The sequence below is a fragment of the Rhodobacter sp. 4.3.4 genome (assembly GCF_058724655.1).
This window is the reverse complement of sequence record NZ_CM178967.1, coordinates 2,514,728-2,530,889: the sequence shown is the minus strand read 5'-3', so window position 1 is coordinate 2,530,889 and position 16,162 is coordinate 2,514,728. Positions and strand designations below refer to the sequence as shown.

General features: G+C 67.9%; 25 protein-coding genes and 1 tRNA gene. 11 read left to right on the top strand and 15 right to left on the bottom strand.

Annotation, left to right across the window (positions count from 1 at the left end; all coding sequences use genetic code 11):
* Window position 1 precedes the first annotated feature (1 nt).
* From AC4PTB_RS12395 to AC4PTB_RS12335, 13 genes are all read right to left on the bottom strand, one after another.
* Window positions 2-583, bottom strand: coding sequence for a head-tail connector protein (locus AC4PTB_RS12395; RefSeq protein ID WP_492190242.1), 582 nt, complete (start codon window positions 581-583; stop codon window positions 2-4).
* The gene (locus AC4PTB_RS12390; protein ID WP_492190241.1) at window positions 583-1,089 is read right to left on the bottom strand and encodes a hypothetical protein; all 507 of its coding nucleotides are present in this window, start codon (window positions 1,087-1,089) and stop codon (window positions 583-585) included. The genes AC4PTB_RS12395 and AC4PTB_RS12390 overlap by 1 nt, the downstream gene beginning before the upstream one ends.
* Window positions 1,090-1,144: 55 nt before the next feature.
* Window positions 1,145-2,458: a phage major capsid protein gene (locus AC4PTB_RS12385; RefSeq protein WP_492190240.1), complete on the bottom strand. Its 1,314-nt coding sequence runs from the start codon at window positions 2,456-2,458 to the stop codon at window positions 1,145-1,147.
* A gap of 128 nt (window positions 2,459-2,586) precedes the next feature.
* The gene (locus AC4PTB_RS12380) at window positions 2,587-3,495 is read right to left on the bottom strand and encodes a S49 family peptidase (protein ID WP_492190239.1); all 909 of its coding nucleotides are present in this window, start codon (window positions 3,493-3,495) and stop codon (window positions 2,587-2,589) included.
* 3 nt (window positions 3,496-3,498) lie between these two features.
* Complete coding sequence (locus AC4PTB_RS12375) at window positions 3,499-4,803, bottom strand: phage portal protein (protein WP_492190238.1); 1,305 nt, start codon at window positions 4,801-4,803, stop codon at window positions 3,499-3,501.
* Window positions 4,800-6,473 (bottom strand): terminase large subunit, encoded by a 1,674-nt coding sequence (locus tag AC4PTB_RS12370; protein WP_492190237.1) that lies wholly within the window; start codon window positions 6,471-6,473, stop codon window positions 4,800-4,802. Before AC4PTB_RS12370 ends, AC4PTB_RS12375 begins: the two co-directional genes overlap by 4 nt.
* Window positions 6,457-6,897, bottom strand: coding sequence for a phage terminase small subunit P27 family (locus AC4PTB_RS12365; RefSeq protein ID WP_492190236.1), 441 nt, complete (start codon window positions 6,895-6,897; stop codon window positions 6,457-6,459). The genes AC4PTB_RS12370 and AC4PTB_RS12365 overlap by 17 nt, the downstream gene beginning before the upstream one ends.
* Window positions 6,898-7,021: 124 nt before the next feature.
* Window positions 7,022-7,396: an HNH endonuclease gene (locus tag AC4PTB_RS12360; RefSeq protein ID WP_492190235.1), complete on the bottom strand. Its 375-nt coding sequence runs from the start codon at window positions 7,394-7,396 to the stop codon at window positions 7,022-7,024.
* Window positions 7,397-7,491: 95 nt separating this feature from the next.
* Window positions 7,492-8,403, bottom strand: coding sequence for a hypothetical protein (locus AC4PTB_RS12355; RefSeq protein WP_492190234.1), 912 nt, complete (start codon window positions 8,401-8,403; stop codon window positions 7,492-7,494).
* Window positions 8,400-8,996: a hypothetical protein gene (locus tag AC4PTB_RS12350; RefSeq protein ID WP_492190233.1), complete on the bottom strand. Its 597-nt coding sequence runs from the start codon at window positions 8,994-8,996 to the stop codon at window positions 8,400-8,402. Before AC4PTB_RS12350 ends, AC4PTB_RS12355 begins: the two co-directional genes overlap by 4 nt.
* A 173-nt stretch (window positions 8,997-9,169) precedes the next feature.
* Window positions 9,170-9,835, bottom strand: a complete 666-nt coding sequence (locus AC4PTB_RS12345) for a hypothetical protein (RefSeq protein ID WP_492190232.1) — start codon at window positions 9,833-9,835, stop codon at window positions 9,170-9,172.
* 99 nt (window positions 9,836-9,934) lie between these two features.
* Complete coding sequence (locus tag AC4PTB_RS12340; protein ID WP_492190231.1) at window positions 9,935-10,297, bottom strand: hypothetical protein; 363 nt, start codon at window positions 10,295-10,297, stop codon at window positions 9,935-9,937.
* Window positions 10,294-10,740, bottom strand: coding sequence for a hypothetical protein (locus tag AC4PTB_RS12335; RefSeq protein WP_492190230.1), 447 nt, complete (start codon window positions 10,738-10,740; stop codon window positions 10,294-10,296). The genes AC4PTB_RS12340 and AC4PTB_RS12335 overlap by 4 nt, the downstream gene beginning before the upstream one ends.
* 439 nt (window positions 10,741-11,179) lie before the next feature.
* On the opposite strand from AC4PTB_RS12335, the gene AC4PTB_RS12330 reads away from it, so the two are divergent.
* The 11 genes from AC4PTB_RS12330 to AC4PTB_RS12280 all read left to right on the top strand — a co-directional run bounded on the left by AC4PTB_RS12330 (window position 11,180) and on the right by AC4PTB_RS12280 (window position 15,456).
* Complete coding sequence (locus AC4PTB_RS12330) at window positions 11,180-11,560, top strand: helix-turn-helix domain-containing protein (protein ID WP_492190229.1); 381 nt, start codon at window positions 11,180-11,182, stop codon at window positions 11,558-11,560.
* Between the two features lie 232 nt (window positions 11,561-11,792).
* Window positions 11,793-12,011 (top strand): hypothetical protein, encoded by a 219-nt coding sequence (locus AC4PTB_RS12325; RefSeq protein ID WP_492190228.1) that lies wholly within the window; start codon window positions 11,793-11,795, stop codon window positions 12,009-12,011.
* An 87-nt stretch (window positions 12,012-12,098) separates the two neighbouring features.
* Complete coding sequence (locus tag AC4PTB_RS12320; protein WP_492190227.1) at window positions 12,099-12,374, top strand: DUF2312 domain-containing protein; 276 nt, start codon at window positions 12,099-12,101, stop codon at window positions 12,372-12,374.
* An 86-nt stretch (window positions 12,375-12,460) separates the two neighbouring features.
* Window positions 12,461-12,730 (top strand): hypothetical protein, encoded by a 270-nt coding sequence (locus tag AC4PTB_RS12315; protein WP_492190226.1) that lies wholly within the window; start codon window positions 12,461-12,463, stop codon window positions 12,728-12,730.
* Window positions 12,731-12,740: 10 nt separating this feature from the next.
* Window positions 12,741-12,947, top strand: coding sequence for a hypothetical protein (locus AC4PTB_RS12310; protein ID WP_492190225.1), 207 nt, complete (start codon window positions 12,741-12,743; stop codon window positions 12,945-12,947).
* 53 nt (window positions 12,948-13,000) lie between these two features.
* The gene (locus AC4PTB_RS12305; protein ID WP_492190224.1) at window positions 13,001-13,195 is read left to right on the top strand and encodes a hypothetical protein; all 195 of its coding nucleotides are present in this window, start codon (window positions 13,001-13,003) and stop codon (window positions 13,193-13,195) included.
* Complete coding sequence (locus tag AC4PTB_RS12300; RefSeq protein ID WP_492192639.1) at window positions 13,195-13,914, top strand: hypothetical protein; 720 nt, start codon at window positions 13,195-13,197, stop codon at window positions 13,912-13,914. The genes AC4PTB_RS12305 and AC4PTB_RS12300 overlap by 1 nt, the downstream gene beginning before the upstream one ends.
* Window positions 13,907-14,116 carry a hypothetical protein gene (locus AC4PTB_RS12295; protein WP_444454904.1) on the top strand — a complete coding sequence of 70 codons (210 nt, stop codon included), beginning with the start codon at window positions 13,907-13,909 and terminating at the stop codon, window positions 14,114-14,116. Before AC4PTB_RS12300 ends, AC4PTB_RS12295 begins: the two co-directional genes overlap by 8 nt.
* 2 nt (window positions 14,117-14,118) lie before the next feature.
* Window positions 14,119-14,283: a hypothetical protein gene (locus AC4PTB_RS12290; protein WP_492190223.1), complete on the top strand. Its 165-nt coding sequence runs from the start codon at window positions 14,119-14,121 to the stop codon at window positions 14,281-14,283.
* On the top strand, window positions 14,222-14,569 hold the full coding sequence (locus AC4PTB_RS12285; protein ID WP_492190222.1) for a helix-turn-helix domain-containing protein: 348 nt from the start codon (window positions 14,222-14,224) through the stop codon (window positions 14,567-14,569). The genes AC4PTB_RS12290 and AC4PTB_RS12285 overlap by 62 nt, the downstream gene beginning before the upstream one ends.
* A gap of 104 nt (window positions 14,570-14,673) precedes the next feature.
* Entirely contained in the window at window positions 14,674-15,456 is a 783-nt protein-coding gene (locus AC4PTB_RS12280; RefSeq protein ID WP_492192638.1) for a tyrosine-type recombinase/integrase, read from the top strand.
* 82 nt (window positions 15,457-15,538) lie between these two features.
* Here AC4PTB_RS12280 and AC4PTB_RS12275 read toward each other — a convergent pair.
* Window positions 15,539-15,613 (bottom strand) — tRNA-Val (locus tag AC4PTB_RS12275).
* Between the two features lie 19 nt (window positions 15,614-15,632).
* Window positions 15,633-16,034 (bottom strand): HU family DNA-binding protein, encoded by a 402-nt coding sequence (locus tag AC4PTB_RS12270; protein WP_492190221.1) that lies wholly within the window; start codon window positions 16,032-16,034, stop codon window positions 15,633-15,635.
* Window positions 16,035-16,162: the final 128 nt, after the last annotated feature.

Sequence of the window (16,162 nt, the reverse complement as noted above, 5' to 3'; positions counted from 1 at the left end):
CTCAGCCCCCCGAAAACACGCGCGGGCGCAGATAGCGGGCGTGCCGGAGCATCGCGCGCGCGCCGAAGGACAGCGCGCCGGGGCTTGCCGCCTCGCCCGCGATGGTGATCCCGGCCTCGTGCCATTCCCGCGCGATCAGCACGATCGCCTGGCGCAGCGGCAGGAGCGCGGGATTTCCGGGATCGGCGCCGACCGTGGCGGTGACGGTGACGGGGCAGGGGGCGGCGATGGACGGCAGCGCGCCCGCGGCAAAGTCGAGCCGCGGCTCGTCATGGGCGAGGCGCAGCCGCCAGCGCCCCGGGTCAAGCGCCTGCGCGCCCGTTTCGGTCTCGACCACGACTTGCGCCACCGACAGCACCGGCGCGCAGGGAAACCACCAGCGCCGCAGGCCGGGCACGGCCTCCAGCGTGATCTCCACCTCGCGCGGGCCGAGTGGGCGGTTCGTGGCCTGTTCGACCAGGCTTTGCGCCGCCGCCAGACAGGCGGCGAGGGCGGCATCGTCCTCGCTCCCCTCGTCCATATGGGTGGCGCGCTTGAACTCCGCCACGCTGACCGCGGCCGGGACCGCTCCCAGAACGCGCATCAGCCCGCGCGCCCCTGCACCGGCGGGGCGCCGTCTTCGGCGTCATCGTCAAGGTCTTCGCCTGCGCCGTCGTCATGATCGACGAGCACGAACTCCGGCTCGGCCGCGTCGTCGTCGATCCCGTCATCGGGGCCTTCCGCGCCGGGATCGGCGGCGGGCTCTTCCGCGTCGCAGGCCTCTTCTTCGGCCGGATCATCCCCGGCCGCCGTCCCTGCGGCGAGCGGCACCGCCTTGCCCCGGGCCACCAGCGCCGCGGCCTCAAGCGGATCGAAGCCCGCCACATCGCCCGCATGATAGGGCGGCGCGGCGGCGAGGAAGGTCAGCACCACGCGCTGGGGGGCTTCCCGCCCGGCGGCCGGGTCGGGCGCCAGCGGCGCGGCTTTCACCGCCTCGGCCGCGCCGCTGGCGATCAGCGCGCGCGCGACGGGGGCCTCGAACCCGGCAATCTCGCCGGTGTTGTAGGGCGCGGAGCCCCGCAGAAATCTTACCGTGACCAGCCTGGCCATGTGTCATTCCTTTCCGGTCAGAAGGCGGGCCGCGACCGGGCGCGGCCCGGGGGGATCACAGCGCCCAGCCGATGCCCTGCAGCCCGGCGATCGCCACATCATGTTCGGGGGCAAAGTCATGCTCGGCGATGGCGCGCATCAGCGTCTGGTCATTGGCAAAGGCCGATTGCATCTCGCCATTGGCGTCGAGATAGGCGGCCTCGGTCGATTGCGCGATCCGCAACAGGCCGCTTTCGCCGATCACCAGATAGGAGAAATCGGCAAACATCACCTCGGTCTCATTCGCCCCGGCGCCGAGGTTGTTGGGCAGCTGGGTGGTGGTGTGGATCGGAAATCCCATCAGCTCGCCGCGCGCGTCGATCGAGGGATAGAGCGCATTGCCATGCATGTCCTTCAGCGCGGCAAGGAAGTTCTTCGCCCCCGGGCGCATGATCCAGCCCGGCGTGACCATCAGGATATTGGCATCCTCGACCAGCGAGACGAGCTTGCGCAGCGCCTTGTCGATCGCCAGCGCGTCGGTGCCCGCCACCGCGCCCAGCCAATGCCCCGCCGGGATCCAGTTGCGCGCGCCCTTGGGCGCCTCGTTCGTGCCGTCGCCGCGCAGGAAGGCCAGATCCTCGCGCGCGCCCATCACCTTGAGCAGATCATCGCGCACCAGCGCGCCCATCTGCAGCGAGGAATAGGAGAGCAGCGAGTTCGAGATCGGCACCAGCGCGCGCAGCTTCTTGAAGCTCTGGTCGACGGCATCGAAGCTCGGGGCGCTGGCGCGCGGCGCCACGGTCTCGCCGCCATAGCCCGCACTCGCGCTGCCCGCCTGACGCGCCTTGCGCAGCTGCCCCGCGGGCATCGGCACCACCCGCGCCCCGGCGCGGCGCATCACCACCCGCGGGCGCAGCATCTCGATCAGATCCGCGGCCAGCGGGCGCGGCACCGTCACGCCGCCCGCGGTCACTTCGGTCGCGTTGAGCGCGGCCGCGACCTGGCCAAAGCCCGCCCGGTCCAGCTGGGCGACGGCGCGGCCCAGATCGCCCTTGTGCGCAGCGAGCGCGCCGACGATCAGCCCGACCTCGATGCCCTTGTGCGCGGGGTCTTTCGGCACCGCCGCCGCGCCCACCCCAAGGTTCGCGCCCGGATCGGTGTCGCCCGGCCCCGCGGCGGCGGCCTGGGCGGCTTCCACCGCCTCGGCGCGCTTCACCTGTTTGTCGGCGGCCTCGAACGCGCCCTGCGCCGCCAAAAAGGCGGTTTCCGCCGCGCTGATCGCCGCCGCATCGGGCGTCTCGGCCGCTTCCAGCGCGGCCAGCGCTTCGGCCTTTTCGGCCATTCCGTCCGCCGCCGCCTTTCGCGCGCGGCGCAGATCATCGATCGTCATCGTTCTTCCTTTCCGGGATCCAAGGCCGCGGCGCCGGGCGCGCAGCCACATTCCCCGCCGCCACCGCGCGCGGGGTCACACCGGCCGGGGCCGGGATGTCTCAGAGACGGGCTTGCGCCCGGGATGTCTTAAAGACGGGCTTGCGCCCGGGCCGCCGCGGCCAGCGCCCGCGCCCCCCGCGCCAGACCCTTGCGGGGGGCGGGGGCATGGGCGGCCCGCATCCGGGCATAAAAGGCGGCGCGGGTCTCGATCCGGTCGGCGAGCCCGCGCGCCAGCGCCTCGGCGGGGTCAAAGACCGCGCCGCCATCGGCCGGATCGTCGCTGACCGAAAGCCGCGCGGCGAGATCCTCGGGCGCGATGCCGCGCCCTTCCGCCACCGCCGCGTGAAACCGTGCCTCGGTCTGATCAAGGCCGCGGCGGATCTCGGCCTTGCCGTCCTCGGTTGCCGGATCGGGCCATTTTGCCCGGGCATGGCGCGAGGTGAAATCGAAGAGCTGCACCCCCGAGGCGGCCCCCGGCGCGACATTAGCCGCCGCCGTCACCGCCACCCCGATCGAGCCCACCGCCGCGCCGGGCGTCATCACCAGCTCGCGCGCCTGGCTGGCCAGCCAATAGCCCGCCGAGGCGGCGAGCGGCGCGGCGAGCGCATGGACGGGCTTCACGGCCGCCAGATCGCGCAGCGCCGTCACCGCATCCCCGATGCCAAGCGTATAGCCGCCGGGCGTGTCGAACTCGACCACCACGGCCGACACCGCCTCATCGGCGGCGAGCTCCGCGCAGGCCTCGGTGATGCCGCGATAGGTCGCCCAGCCCAGATAGCGTTCCAGAAGCTCCGAATTCGGCGTCAGCAGGCCGCGCACCGGCATCACCGCAAGGCCGCGCTCGCGCGTGTAGCGCGTCAGATCGCCCGCCAGGACCTGCGGCCCTGTTGCCGCCGCCGCGGGCCAGGCCGTCGCCAGAAGCTCGGCGGCCCGCGCCGTGTCCAGCGCCATCAGCCCGCCGCCCGCGGCCAGCACCTCCCGCACCGTTCTGCCCATCTCTCAGCCTTCCTTCCCGGTTGCGCCGCCGTCCTTGCGGGTCATGTTCGGCGGCGGATAAAGCACGTCGCCGCCCGCGATCGGGTCCTTGCCCTCGATCGCGCGCCCTTCGTTGGGCGTCAGGATCGGCCCGCCCACCGCCTTGGTGATCGCCTCGTAGCGTTCCTTCGTCGTCGCCATCAGCAGCGCGTCATACTGGTGGCGCAGGAACAGCCCGGCGCGGCGCTCGGCTTCGCTGAGCAGCCCCTGGCCCAGACCCGATTCAAGGAACTTGCCCCAATGCGTCAGGCATTCGGCCTTGTAATCCAGCGCCTGCTGCTCGCCGTTCGCCTTCACCCCGTATTCGAGCATCTGCAGCTTGGCGGGCGGCACCCGGTAAAGCGCCGCGATCTGTTCGCGGTCGAACTTCTGCGAGGCCAGCAGCTCCAGATCCGCTGCCGAGAGGCCAAGCGACTTGATGTCGTCGCTTTGTCCGATGATCAGCATGCCCTCGTCGGCATCCTCGGCCATCGCCGCCTTGAGCCGCGCCCGCGCGCGCTGCCAGGTCTCGTCATCGGCGCCGAAATCCTCAAGCTTCGCCACCGCCTTGAAGCCCTTGCCGCCCGCCAGCCGCGCCGCCGCCTCCTGACGTGCGAGCGCAATGCCCAGCGTCTCGGCCGCCACCTCGATCGGGCTGCGCCCGGTCCAGCCGTCCTCGGCCATGTAGCGCAGATGCGCCATCACCCGCCCCGAAACGCGGCGGTGTACCTGCGCGCCGTCCTCAAACTCGTAATAGCGTTCGCGCCCGCTGCGCAGCACGGTGCAGTGATCGGGCCGGATCGCCTCGATCAGCGTCACCTCGCCCGCGCCGTCGCGCGGCGCAAAGGCAAAGCCGCGGCCGCGCAGGGTGAAAGCATAGCCGATGGCAAAGCGCATCACATGAGCGGGCACGCCGGGCGCGGCCTCGGCATTGAGCAGGTGATCAAGCGGATGGTCGCGCAGCCGGACCTCGCGCCCGCTGCCGTTGCGCTGAAACACGCCCAGCGGCAGCTTTGCCAGATCGCCCGCGATCACCGTGCAGGCGGCCACCACGGTCGCATGCTTTTGCGCCAGATCGGGCGTCACCCGCGGCAGGCTGCGCACCCGGCTTGCCCCCGTGATCCCGAACTCGCGCCAGCCCGCATCCTGCGAGACGGGCAGGGCGGCCGCGCCCGCCGTCGCCCGTTCCGTCGCCAGTCCGGTCAGCGCCGGTTCGATCCGCGCCGCGGCAGGCGGCATGGCAGGCGACGTGGCACGGGCACCAAGGCCCAGAAGACCGCGCAGGTTCATAATGTCTCCACCCCTCTTGCTTGCTTGCGCCTGCGCTCGCCCGCGGCGGCGCGTCCCACCGCCATGATCATCGCCACCGCGGCATCGATCCGCCCGGTCGAGCGTTTCTTGTTCGGCTTGATGTTCTCGGCCGCGTCCTCGTCGCGATGCACGTTGCCCACCTGCCAGGCGAGCACCGGATTGCCGCCGTGGCGGATCCGGTTTTGCGCCACCAGTTCCTCGACCCGCTTCATCGGGTTTGACATGCTGGCAAAGCCCTGCCGGTGCTCGACCATCGGCAGGCGTTGCTTTGCCAGCCGGTCGGCCATGTACTTCATGCCCCAGGGATCATAGGCGATCTCCTGCACCGCGAATTTTTTGGCGATCCAGCCGATCCGCGCCTCGATCTGCGCCTCGTCGATCGAGCCGCCGGTATGCACCTCCAGCCAGCCCTGGTCGCGCCAGGCGACATATTCCCGTTTCTCTTTTTGCGCCCGCACGATGAAGCCCTTCGGCCCGGCGGGCAGGAAGGTATAGGCGATCAGGTAGATCAGCCCGTCGAGCGGCACCGCGACGACAATCGCCGTGGTGTCGATCTTGTTCGACAGGTCCACCCCCACCCAGGCATCGCGGCCGTAAAGCATGCGGGGATCGAAAGGCGCATCGGCCGCGCCCTGATCCCAGCTCTCGCGCGCGATCCACATCTGTTCGCCCTCGGTCCAGAGGTTGCAGTGGAAGCGCTTGAAGTTCGGCATCGAGGCGGCGATCGCCGCCGCTTTCGAGGCCGCCTCGTGCATCTTCTCGATCGGCTTCGACACGCCGAGGTTCGGATTGCCCATCGGCCAGAAGGCCGGATCGAGCGGGTCGCAATCGGCGGGCGGCTCGGCGACGAAGCCGAAAAAGGCGTCGTCCGTGATCGCGCCGCGCAGCACGCCCTCGGCATAGTTGCGCAGCTCGCCGCAGAGCGAATGGCGGTCATGGCCCGCGGTGGTGATCACCCAGTCGATCGGCTGCGCCCGCGCGATCATCGACTCGACGATGGTCTCGGCCAGTTCGCGGTCGGTCCAGCGGTGCATCTCGTCGCGCGCCAGAAAGCTCGGGTTGATCCCGTCGCTGGAATCGCCATCGCGCGACAGGCATTTGATCACCCCGTCCACCCGCGGCGTGACGATCTCGTGGCGCATCGGCGCCATAAACTCGCGCAGGATCGGCGAGCGCCTGATGATCCGCCCCACCTCCTTGAACAGCAGCCCCGCCTGATCGCGCGTCGTCGCCGCGCAAAAGCCCTGCGGCGCCGCCTCGCCGTCCAAGAGCTGGGTGAACAGCATCGGCACCGCGGTATCGGTGGTCTTGCCGTTCTTCTTGCCGACCTGGTGATAGGTCGAGCGGAACCGGCGCAGCCCCGTGCCCTCGCGCTTCCAGCCAAAGACCGAGCCATGGCGGAACACCTGCCAGGGCTGCAGCTCCAGCGGCTTGCCCGCCATCGGGCCGACCGTATGTTGCAGCATCCGCGCGAAATTGACGATCCGGTCGGCGGCGGCGCAGTCGAAGTAAAGCCCGCGTTCGGCGCCGGTGTCGAGATCGCGCAGATGGCGCGCGCAGGCCAGCCGCACCAGCTCGCCCGCCACGATCCGCCCCTCCATCACATCGGTCGCATAGCGCGAGACCGGGTGATCAAGCGGATGGCGCATTCACCGCCCGCATCAGATCCTCGAAGAGATCGCCCTGGCTCGCCGCGCCGAGCCGCTTCTCGTCGATCGGCGACAGCCCGAAAAGCGCGCCGAGCCGGATCATCCCTTCGAGCGCGGATTTGCGCAGATGCACCTCGGGGCGGGTGCGCTTCTGGTTGCCGTTGCGCCCCGCGCCGGTCTCATAGGTCACGCCGTTCTCGCCGATATCGCGCGTCATCGCGATATAGACCGCGACTTCTTCGCAATAGCCCGCGAAGAGTTCGTGGTAATGCGGTTCGAGCCGCTTGAGCCGGACCAGCTGCGGGGCAAGCCGCAGCCAGACTTCGCGCGCATCCGCGCTCATGAAGTCGGGCGGCGCCGGAATGGCCTCGTCTTCGCCCTTCATCGGGGTGACGATCCTCAGATTGCCTTTCGCGCCGCGCATGCCGCCCTCGTGTTCCTTTCTTCCAAGTGGGTTTTTGATCCCAATTTCCCGGCCGCGAAAACGGACCTCCTCCCGCCGGTGCGGAGGGAAGGGGGCCGAATTCCGGATACCCCCCGGGGGAGGCTCAGTCCGCGCCGTGCCAGATCTCGCGCGCGGTCTTGCGCGAATGGCAGCGCTTGCACAGCGGCTGCCAGTTCGCCCGGTCCCAGAACTTCTGCGCATCGCCCTTGTGGCGGGTGATGTGATCGACCTCGCGCGCGGCTTCGATCACGCCCAGTTCGGCGCAATCGGCGCAAAGCGGATGCGCCGCCAGAAAGGCCGCCGCCGCCCGCTTCCAGCGCGGATCCTGATAAAGCGCGTGCCAGCGCGTGGCTTCGGCCGAGCGTGCGGCTTTGGCCTTGCGTTCCCTGTCACGGGCGAGATGTTCGGGGCAACGCGAGCCGCCGGGCAGGGCCAGCGCCTCGCAGCCCGGCGCCGAACACAGCTTCCTGATCGCCATGTCGTCCCCGGAAAATGAAAACGCCCGCAAGGCTGGTCAGCCTTCGGGCGCAATTCGAGATCATGCAAAACCCATACGCATTCGCGATTTAACGGTCAAGCGCAAAGTCGCATCCTTTCCAGCGCCGCCGCCAGCGCCTTGCGCAGGACTTCGATGTTCTGCCCGCTCTTCGCCCAGCCATGCGCCAGCAGCACATCGCCGAGGCTCTGGCCCTGCAGGCAGAAACCATCGACCAGCGCCCGGTCCGCGATGGTGCGCGCGCCGCCCTCTTCGGCGCGTTTCGAGGGCCGCACCCGGCGCACCGAAAGCGCCGCGCCGGGGCCGATCAGCACCCGCATCCGCGCCAGCCGCACCGCCGCCTGGGCGTGCCGTTCGATCCAGTCGAGCCCGCCCGCGCCGCCGCCGCCGATCCGCCCTTCGAGGCTGGAGCATTTGACCCCGCCCGCCGAGACGAATTCGGCCAGCGCCGCATAGCTGCGCCCCGCCAGAACCTGCCCGGGCGAGAACGGCGCCGCCTGACCGCGCCGCTGCGCCGCCCGCTCCATCTTGTCGAAGAGATCGGCCCGCCGCACCGCATCGCGGCCGCGATAGCCTGCCGGTTCCGCCGCGAAGCCCTCCGCGCCCTTCGGCACCATGGCGACCGGCTGAAACCGCAGCGCGGCGCCCCGCGCGGGCGCGGCCGCGATCTCCGGCCCGCAGCTTTGCGGCGCCGCCGCCCGCGCCATCACGCAGGCCTGCGCCAGCGCCTGCATCCGCGTCACCGACAGCACCACCTCCAGCGGGCTGCCCGCGCCGCCCCGCCGCGCCCAAAGCTCGCTGCGCTCCACCGCTTTCGTCGTCAGCGCCCAGTCAAGCACCTCGACCCAGAAACGGAACTGCGCCCGATCGCGCGCGGCGAGCGCCCGGATCGCTGCGGGATCGGCCGTGCCCGTCAGATGGCGCACCGCCAGATCCGCCAGAACCTTCGCGGGAACGACCCGCCCCCCGGGAAATGTCATCAGGCTCATGCCGCGCGATCCTCTGCGTCCGAAGTCTTCATCATCGCTTCCGCCAGCGCCAGATCGGCGTGATAGGCTTCCAGCCAGGCGTGATCCTCGCGGCGCAGGCTGCTGCCGCGTTCCAGCATCTGGCGCAGCCCGGCGCGGCGGCGGGCATTGTCGGCGGCCTCTTCGCGCAGCTTCGAGATCATGTAACGCCCGGGCGGCGGGCCGAGCCGCCGGGCCATCCGCATCAGCTCGACCAGATAGCCGCCGTCGCGCGCCTCGCGCCCCGCCGCCGAGCGCAGCAACGAGGCGACGTAATCGCTCTTTTGCGGCGGCGGCTGCTCCAGCCCATAGGCCCAGCTCAGCAAAAGCGCCGGTTCCGGCCAGACCCCGCGCGCCTGTTTGAGCGCCATCTCGCACAGGCCCCGCAGGTTCTGTCGGCTCATGTAAGACAGCCTGCGCGCGATCATCGCCTGATCGCGGGCATGGTCCTCGGCCGTCACCTTGCGGCTGCGCCGCAGCCCGGCCATCGGCCCGAGCAACTCGGCGCGCACCCGCGCCTCGCTCCGGCCCCCGTCCTGGCGCTCCCCGTCCTGTTCCTTGTCCTGCCCTGTCATCGTCCCTGCTCCTTTCTCAGCACTTATCCACATATCCACAGGTTCGCCCGCTCGGGTCTGTCTGAGGATCGGCTTCTATCCCTTTCAATGTCTTGTCCTTTTCCCTGTCGTGCAGGACAGTCCGAGAGTGTCTGAGACTGTCTTGACACTGTCTTTCGGACAATCTTGGACAGTTATTGCCGTTCCGATCTGGCCCGCATGGTCAGCGCCAGCATGTGATCCGACCAGGCCGCCAGCGCCCGCTCGACCCATGCCGAGGACCGGTACTCGCAGCCCTGGCTCACCAGCCATTCATCCATGAACAGCAGCGCCGCATCGTTCTTGGCCAGATCCGCCGCATAGCCGGAGATCGTGATCCGCAGCCGCTGGCGGCGCTTGGCGGCATTGGCCGCCTCGTTCTTCGCGCGGTTGTCTTCCTTGCGCGCGATCGCTTCGGTCAGGGTGCGCAGCACCATCGGATGCATCAACCGGATCTCGCCGCCATCGCAGCGGCAGCGCTCCCAGCGGTGCAGGGGGCCGTAGGGCAGGCTGCACAGCGCCCGCATATGCACCGGATCGACCATCACCAGCCGCGCCAGAATGTCGGTGTCGATCGGCAGCGTGCCGACCGGCGACTGGTCATAGGAGATGAAGATCAGATCGAGATAAAGCGCCCGGCATTCGGCCGTGCCGCGCAAGCGCATGTCGGAGTTCAGCCAGCGCCGCCGCTCCCATGGCACGAAATAATGGCTGTCGAGCCGGTCTTCGTTCGACAGCGGATAGTCGCGGATCTCCTCGGCGCCCACCGGCTTGAAGATCGCGGCGCGCTGCGCCCCGGCCCCATGGAATGCCTCAACCATCGCAGATCCTCCCCGCATTCAGAACTGCCCCGCCGACAGGCGACAGCTGTGCCCGCGGCCCGCTGATCAGCTTCACGCCCATCGTGCCGCCTCCCGTCCTCAGAACGCCCGCGCCAGCAGATCATCGACCTCGCCCGCCTCGGGCGGCACCTCGACCCCGGCAAAGGCCACCGCCAGCGCCGCCCAGGGCGCGCAGCCGATCCGGTCCAGAAAATGCAGCATGCGCAGGCTCGGCACCGCCAGCAGCACCGGCGCGCCGCCCTCGGGCGGTGCCTGCACCAGCCGCACCAGCCCCGCGGCGTCGCAAAACCGCTCGACCGCGTCGATCTCGCCATCGCCCAGAAGCGCCAGCCGGTCGCGCATCAGCCCCAGAAACCGCGCCATCCGCCCGGTCTCGATCCGCAGCGCCATCCGCGCCGTGCCGCTGGCGCCATCGATCACCACCGCCGGAAAGCCGCTCATGGCCGCCCCCGCGCCGCCGGGTCATGGGCCAGCGGCTCCAGCAGTTCGATCAGCCGCGCCGCCAGCGGGCGCATCTGCGCCGCCTCGCGGTGATCGACGTAACCATCTGCCACCGCTTCGGAAATCTGCATCACCAGCTCGCCCAGCGAGGCCGCCACCCGCAGATGCTCGGGGTCGCCCGGGTTCGCCTCATGCGCCATCTGCCCGCAGGCCGCCAGAATGTCGCTGGTGAAGGACGGCCCCAGCACCGAGCAGATCGACAAAAGCGCGTTCAGCTGCGGCGTCGCCCCCTGCACATAGCTCTCCAGCGTCCGCGTCGGGATGCCCGTCGCATCCGACAGCGCCGGAAACGAGAACCGCCGCCCCCGCCCGACCCGCAGCCGCAGCGCATCCTCGATCCGCCGCGCCGCATCTTCTTGCGAGATCAAAGTGCCGTTTCTCATGGGAGAGGTCCCTCCGCACCGTCAGGATGCCGCGTATCGGTCAAGGAATTTTTAGAAAGGGCAGGCGCCATTTGAACGGCAGGCAAGGTGCGATGATCCAGCGTCACGCTCGCGCCCTCGACACCCGAGGGTGTCGAGGGCAACGCCACACCATCCGCCGCGCCTTCGCATCTGGATCTGTCGTGCATGAGAACCAGATCCTCCGCGGACACAGAAAACCCTCTGAGCCCAGCGGCACGCAACAGCCCGGCATGGTAACGCGCAGGAATAGCTTCCACCCGCGCCCACTTATTCACACGGTCTACAGTCACCCCCAAATCAGAGGCGAGGTCGCGCCGCACAGGCCACTTGTCGATCAGATCACGGACGGTTTTGCATGCTCTCATACCTATTCCATAATGGACAAAATGTCCATCAGTCAACAATGGACAAAAGGTCGATGGACGTTTTTTCCAACGCCGCGCAACCTTCAGGTATGAAAAAGCTCATCGCCGCAGCCGTTCTCTCGCCCGAAATGCACCCTGATCGCGTCGGGGAGCGGATAACTGCGATCCGCGAGACGCTGAACATGACCAAGGCTGCCTTTGCCGATTCAATCGCCCTGGATCGGAGCACGCTCACCAAGGTCGAGGCTGGAACGAAAGGCCTCGACATTGCGATGGGAGCCAAGATCGCCGATCTCTACGGGATAGGACTAGACTTTATTTACCGGGGCATCCTTTCTGATGCACCGCTCGAAATCCGCGCCGCGCTAGCTGAGAACATGCACGCCGCGAGGACGGCTAAGGCCGCCGCGAAACTCGACCCCAAAGAGCATTGAGCTTCGCCTTAACGCTGCATCCCGCGCAGTACGTTTGCTTGACAGACGCCCCGGTCATGCGCGCCGCTCCGAGAACCAGCAGATCGAGCATTGAGTACATGCGTTCATCCCCCTCTGGGGGGTTATCTCAAAGACCCAGAAGAACAACAATGGACCTTTAGTCTATTTTGAGACTTGACTGATGGACTTTTTGTCCATCTTATAGCCTCCAGCTACAGCAGAGGAGGCAGTGATGCGGCGCGACGAACCCAGATTTTTGCGACTGCGCGACGGGCTTGCCACGTCGCATCACCCCTCGCTTTCGCTTTCCGCCTATGCGGCGATCCTCGCGGCCACGCTGCTCTTTGGCCATCTTGGCCTGCGCACCGCGCTGAACCTCACTCTCGCGCTCGAACCGCACATCTGCCACCCGGCCCTTGCGGCGGCGCCCCTCTATCCCGAGTGCCGCTGACTCCCGGCCGGGCAACTGGCCCGGGCGTTCAAGCGACACCGCGCCCGGGCCCTTTTTCCAGGACACAGAATGCTGGACCAGACCCCGATGAAAGAGACGGCCGCCGATCGCGCGGTGCGCGATCGCGCCTATGCCGTCGCCGCCGACGAGCTGCGCCAGTTTATCGAGCAATACGAGCAGCTTGATGCTGAAAAGAAGGACATCAGCGCGCAGCAGAAGGACATTATGGCCGATGCCAAGGGGCGCGGCTATGACACCAAGGTGATCCGGAAGATCATCGCCCTGCGCAAACGCGACAAGAACGATCTGGCCGAGGAAGAGGCGATCCTCGATCTCTACAAAACCGCCCTCGGCATGATCTGAGATCCCGTGCGCTGACCCGCACGGGCAAGGCTGCGGCGCGTCATCCCCCCCTCCACGCGCCGCAGCCCCCAACACGCGAGCCATCCATGACCTTTCCTGTCCGCGTCGAAGTCATCGACCCAGAGCTTGACGAAGTGATCCGCGACACCGGCCGGTGCGAGATCGACTATCACAGCCCCGCCGGTCGCGGCTGGCTTCAGGGGCAGATCATGTCCCGCCTGCTGAGCGGCCTTGCGCTGAAAATCACGCCGCTGTCCCGCCCGCGGCCCGTGCCTGCGTCGTTGCGAAGGCCGTCTGACCCTCCGGTGACCGCCCCCGCGCGGGGCGGCATCCCGAGAGACAGGAGAGAGAACTAAGGAGGCACACATGAACCAAGACGCACCGCTCGCGCATCTTCAACACCACCGCCCAGCTGTCGCGGCGGTGATGCGCAACAAAACCGGCATCCCGAATGCATCGGATCGAGAGCTTCACGCCGCCAGAGATGCTGGCCTGATCCGCTTTGAAAACTCGACCGGGCACGGCGTCTGGCGGGTGACCCCACTCGGGGCAGACCTGATGACCGATTACTGACCGGCCTTCTCCGCCCCCGCGCGGGGCGGCATCCCGGGAGACAGGAGCGAAATATGACCATCATCGGGGCAATTCTTGTTTTTGTGTCCGTCTTTGGCATCCTTGCCATCAGGCGGGTGATCATCGCCGATCCGGAAAACGGCGGACCCGATCATGTGGCGGACGGCCTCAGCGTCTTGTTGCCAGCCTATGCCTGCTGTGCGCTTGGCTCTTTGGGCGCGTGGCTCATTTGCGCGGCATGGCAATGATGCGCGTTCTGATCGGCTGCGAAACCTCAGGCGTGATGCGCCGCGCATTCTCGGCCCGAGGGCATGATGCCTGGAGCGTCGATCTGCTCCCCAGCGAGGATGGCAGCAACCGGCACATTGTCGGCGACCTCCGCGACTATCTGGCGGACGGCTGGGATCTGCTTGCCGTGATGCACCCGCCCTGCACGCGGCTGTGCAACAGCGGTGTCAGGTGGCTGCACGAGCCCTCGAAGCGCCTGCCGGAGACCTATGCCGCGGCGGAGCGGGAGGCCTACCTGCGCATGAGTCGTGAGGAGCGGCTCGCCTTCCTGTGGGCCGACCTCGACCGCGGGGCTGCCCTGTTTGCGACCTGCTGGCAGGCGCCGGTGCCGCGCGTGGCTGTCGAGAACCCGGTGATGAACCCGCACGCGCGCGAACGCCTGCCCGCGGATCTGCCGCGCCCGCAGATCGTCCAGCCGTGGTGGTTCGGTGATCCGTTCTTCAAGGCCACCGGCTTCTACCTGCGCGGCCTGCCGCCCCTCGTCCCGACGAACAAGCTGGTGCCGCCGCGCAAAGCCGAAGAGCCGGAGCGGCACGCGAAATGGTCCGCGATCCACCGCGCCAGCCCCGGGCCGGATCGGTGGAAGATCCGCAGCCGCACCTTCCAGGGCCTCGCCGAAGCCTGTGCTGATCAATGGGGCGGCTGCGCCGAGCGGCAGCAGGAGGCCCGCAATGGCTGATCAACTGACCAAGGAGCAATTCGTCGAACGGTTCGTTGCGCATTGCCTGACGAAATGCGGGTTTACCCATTTCGACGACGGCACGCCGGTCGCGGCCTATGCCAGCGAGGTCGCGGAATCGTACTTCGCAGATCCTGAATTCGGCAGTGAAGGCCCGGAGGTCTGCGCCGAGAGCGATATGGATTATTGGGGAGAGAGCTGATCATGGCTGACAAAACCAAGATCGGCTGGACCGGCGCCACCTGGAACATCATCACCGGCTGCAGCATGTATCGCATCGGCAAGTGCGCATCTGGCCGCCTGCTCGATGGGCGCACATGGGACGAAATGCCGGGAAGCAAAGGGGTGCAAGCCAATGACCAAACATGACCAGCGCCCGTTCACGCCGGACACCCTGGCCGATCTGTGGGGCGTCTCTCCGCAGACGGTGCGCAACTTGATACACCGGCGCGAACTGCGCGCTTACAGAGTCGGCCGCCTGTTGCGCATCAAACCCGACGCCGTCGAAGAATACGAAAGGAACGCGGAGCAATGCCCGACATCAGCATCGGACGCCTGCGGGGCGGATATTGCGTCTACTGGCACGACGATACCGGACGCCGCCGCTATCAGCTTGAGGCACGCACCAGAAAGGAAGCCGAGAGCGAGGCAATAACCGTCTATCGCGCCAAGACGGCGGCATCGACCAGCGCGGTAACGGTGGCCTCGATCTGGGCAGATTACGTCCGGGATCTCGGCGACAAACCGACAGCAAAGACGATGGGCTACACCGGCAAGGCGATCCTGCCCGCCTTTGGTCACATGGCGCCGGAGCAGATCGACCGCACCGCCTGCCGGGCCTATGCCACGGCGCGCGAAGCGGCCGGGATATCGCAGGGCAGCATCTGGACCGAACTCGGCCACCTGCAAAGCGCGCTGAACTACGGCAAGAAAGCCCGTCTTTATGCCGGGGAAACCGTGCACGTTTGGCGCCCGCCGAAACCGGATCCTGAAAAGCGCATCCTGAATGCAGGCGAGGCGCGGCGGCTGATCGAGCACGCCAGCGCGCCGCATATCCGGCTGGCGCTGATCTTGTTGCTGGGGACCGGCGCGCGGGTTGGCGCCGTGCTGGATCTGACCTGGGACCGGGTGGATTTCGAGCGCAACTGCATCAACCTGCGGATCGCCGACAGCAAGACCCGCAAGGGCAGGGCCATCGTGCCGATGAATGCCAGCGTGCGCGCCGCACTTTACACGGCGCGCGAGGCGGCACTGTCCGATTCGGTGATCGAATATGCGGGTGGGCCTGTGGCGTGCATCCGCAACGGCGTGAGTGCGGCGGTTCGCCGGGCCAGGCTGGGGCATGTCACCATCCACGAGCTGCGCCACACCGCGGCCGTCCACATGCTCGGGGCAGGGGTGCCGCTCGAAAAAGTCTCGCAGGTTCTCGGCCACAGCAACACCGCGGTGACGTTCCGAACCTATGCGCGCTACCTGCCGAACCAGATGGACGATGCCGTCGCGGCGCTCGACTTCATGAACTTGCGGAAGGTTCCGAAGTGACATTCTAGGTTCACCGAACCGGAGCGCGCTTCGTTGAAATGAAGAAAGCGCCGGAAAAATCCAGCGCTTTCAACGGGAAACATGGTGGGCGATAACGGATTTGAACCGCTGACATCTTCGATGTGAACGAAGCGCTCTACCGCTGAGCTAATCGCCCGGTGGAGCGGTGTTTAACGTCACTCCTCAGCATCCGCAAGGGGGTCTGATGCGGAATCTGCATCCTTTTTCGCATCTTCCGGCAAAGCCATCCGCCGCAGCTTCACATGCAGGATCTCGCCGCCCGCCTTGCCGACCGAACGGGCCACCGACATCTTGCCCAGCGGCGGCAGAACCAGCGTCTCGCCCTGCGCCAGCGCCTCGCCCAGCACCGCCAGAACCGCCTCGGTCAGATCGCGCGCCACCGGCTTCTTGGCGCCGCTGCGCAGCACCACGCGCTCGACGAAGTCCTTTTTCTTCACCTGCACCCGGGCCGCGACGGGCGTCGCCTCGGGCGCGACCGCTTCCGGCACCGGCTCTTCCGGCACCGGCTGCGGTTTCACGGCCTTTGCCGCGGTGGATTTCTTCGTGGATTTGCGCATCGCGCCCCCCTCGGTTTGCTGTCGCGCCAAGGTTAGGCCGCAACGGCGCAACAATCCATGCGCGGCAAGGCCGGGCGCAGAAAAAACAACGCGCCCCCGCAAGGGGGGCGCGTCAGAGCCTGTTTCAG

Bases quoted from the DNA above. Each gene is read 5' to 3' on its own strand.
- AC4PTB_RS12325 (WP_492190228.1), top strand. From the start codon at position 11,793: ATGCGGCGCGACGAACCCAGATTTTTGCGACTGCGCGACGGGCTTGCC.
- AC4PTB_RS12310 (WP_492190225.1), top strand. From the start codon at position 12,741: ATGAACCAAGACGCACCGCTCGCGCATCTTCAACACCACCGCCCAGCT.
- AC4PTB_RS12350 (WP_492190233.1), bottom strand. From the start codon at position 8,996: ATGACAGGGCAGGACAAGGAACAGGACGGGGAGCGCCAGGACGGGGGC.
- AC4PTB_RS12280 (WP_492192638.1), top strand. From the start codon at position 14,674: ATGGGCTACACCGGCAAGGCGATCCTGCCCGCCTTTGGTCACATGGCG.
- AC4PTB_RS12360 (WP_492190235.1), bottom strand. From the start codon at position 7,396: ATGGCGATCAGGAAGCTGTGTTCGGCGCCGGGCTGCGAGGCGCTGGCC.
- AC4PTB_RS12340 (WP_492190231.1), bottom strand. From the start codon at position 10,297: ATGAGCGGCTTTCCGGCGGTGGTGATCGATGGCGCCAGCGGCACGGCG.
- AC4PTB_RS12315 (WP_492190226.1), top strand. From the start codon at position 12,461: ATGACCTTTCCTGTCCGCGTCGAAGTCATCGACCCAGAGCTTGACGAA.
- AC4PTB_RS12375 (WP_492190238.1), bottom strand. From the start codon at position 4,803: ATGAACCTGCGCGGTCTTCTGGGCCTTGGTGCCCGTGCCACGTCGCCT.
- AC4PTB_RS12390 (WP_492190241.1), bottom strand. From the start codon at position 1,089: ATGGCCAGGCTGGTCACGGTAAGATTTCTGCGGGGCTCCGCGCCCTAC.
- AC4PTB_RS12365 (WP_492190236.1), bottom strand. From the start codon at position 6,897: ATGCGCGGCGCGAAAGGCAATCTGAGGATCGTCACCCCGATGAAGGGC.
- AC4PTB_RS12295 (WP_444454904.1), top strand. From the start codon at position 13,907: ATGGCTGATCAACTGACCAAGGAGCAATTCGTCGAACGGTTCGTTGCG.
- AC4PTB_RS12380 (WP_492190239.1), bottom strand. From the start codon at position 3,495: ATGGGCAGAACGGTGCGGGAGGTGCTGGCCGCGGGCGGCGGGCTGATG.
- AC4PTB_RS12345 (WP_492190232.1), bottom strand. From the start codon at position 9,835: ATGGTTGAGGCATTCCATGGGGCCGGGGCGCAGCGCGCCGCGATCTTC.
- AC4PTB_RS12270 (WP_492190221.1), bottom strand. From the start codon at position 16,034: ATGCGCAAATCCACGAAGAAATCCACCGCGGCAAAGGCCGTGAAACCG.
- AC4PTB_RS12395 (WP_492190242.1), bottom strand. From the start codon at position 583: ATGCGCGTTCTGGGAGCGGTCCCGGCCGCGGTCAGCGTGGCGGAGTTC.
- AC4PTB_RS12370 (WP_492190237.1), bottom strand. From the start codon at position 6,473: ATGCGCCATCCGCTTGATCACCCGGTCTCGCGCTATGCGACCGATGTG.
- AC4PTB_RS12335 (WP_492190230.1), bottom strand. From the start codon at position 10,740: ATGAGAAACGGCACTTTGATCTCGCAAGAAGATGCGGCGCGGCGGATC.
- AC4PTB_RS12330 (WP_492190229.1), top strand. From the start codon at position 11,180: ATGGACGTTTTTTCCAACGCCGCGCAACCTTCAGGTATGAAAAAGCTC.
- AC4PTB_RS12290 (WP_492190223.1), top strand. From the start codon at position 14,119: ATGGCTGACAAAACCAAGATCGGCTGGACCGGCGCCACCTGGAACATC.
- AC4PTB_RS12355 (WP_492190234.1), bottom strand. From the start codon at position 8,403: ATGAGCCTGATGACATTTCCCGGGGGGCGGGTCGTTCCCGCGAAGGTT.
- AC4PTB_RS12285 (WP_492190222.1), top strand. From the start codon at position 14,222: ATGGGCGCACATGGGACGAAATGCCGGGAAGCAAAGGGGTGCAAGCCA.
- AC4PTB_RS12300 (WP_492192639.1), top strand. From the start codon at position 13,195: ATGCGCGTTCTGATCGGCTGCGAAACCTCAGGCGTGATGCGCCGCGCA.
- AC4PTB_RS12385 (WP_492190240.1), bottom strand. From the start codon at position 2,458: ATGACGATCGATGATCTGCGCCGCGCGCGAAAGGCGGCGGCGGACGGA.
- AC4PTB_RS12305 (WP_492190224.1), top strand. From the start codon at position 13,001: ATGACCATCATCGGGGCAATTCTTGTTTTTGTGTCCGTCTTTGGCATC.
- AC4PTB_RS12320 (WP_492190227.1), top strand. From the start codon at position 12,099: ATGAAAGAGACGGCCGCCGATCGCGCGGTGCGCGATCGCGCCTATGCC.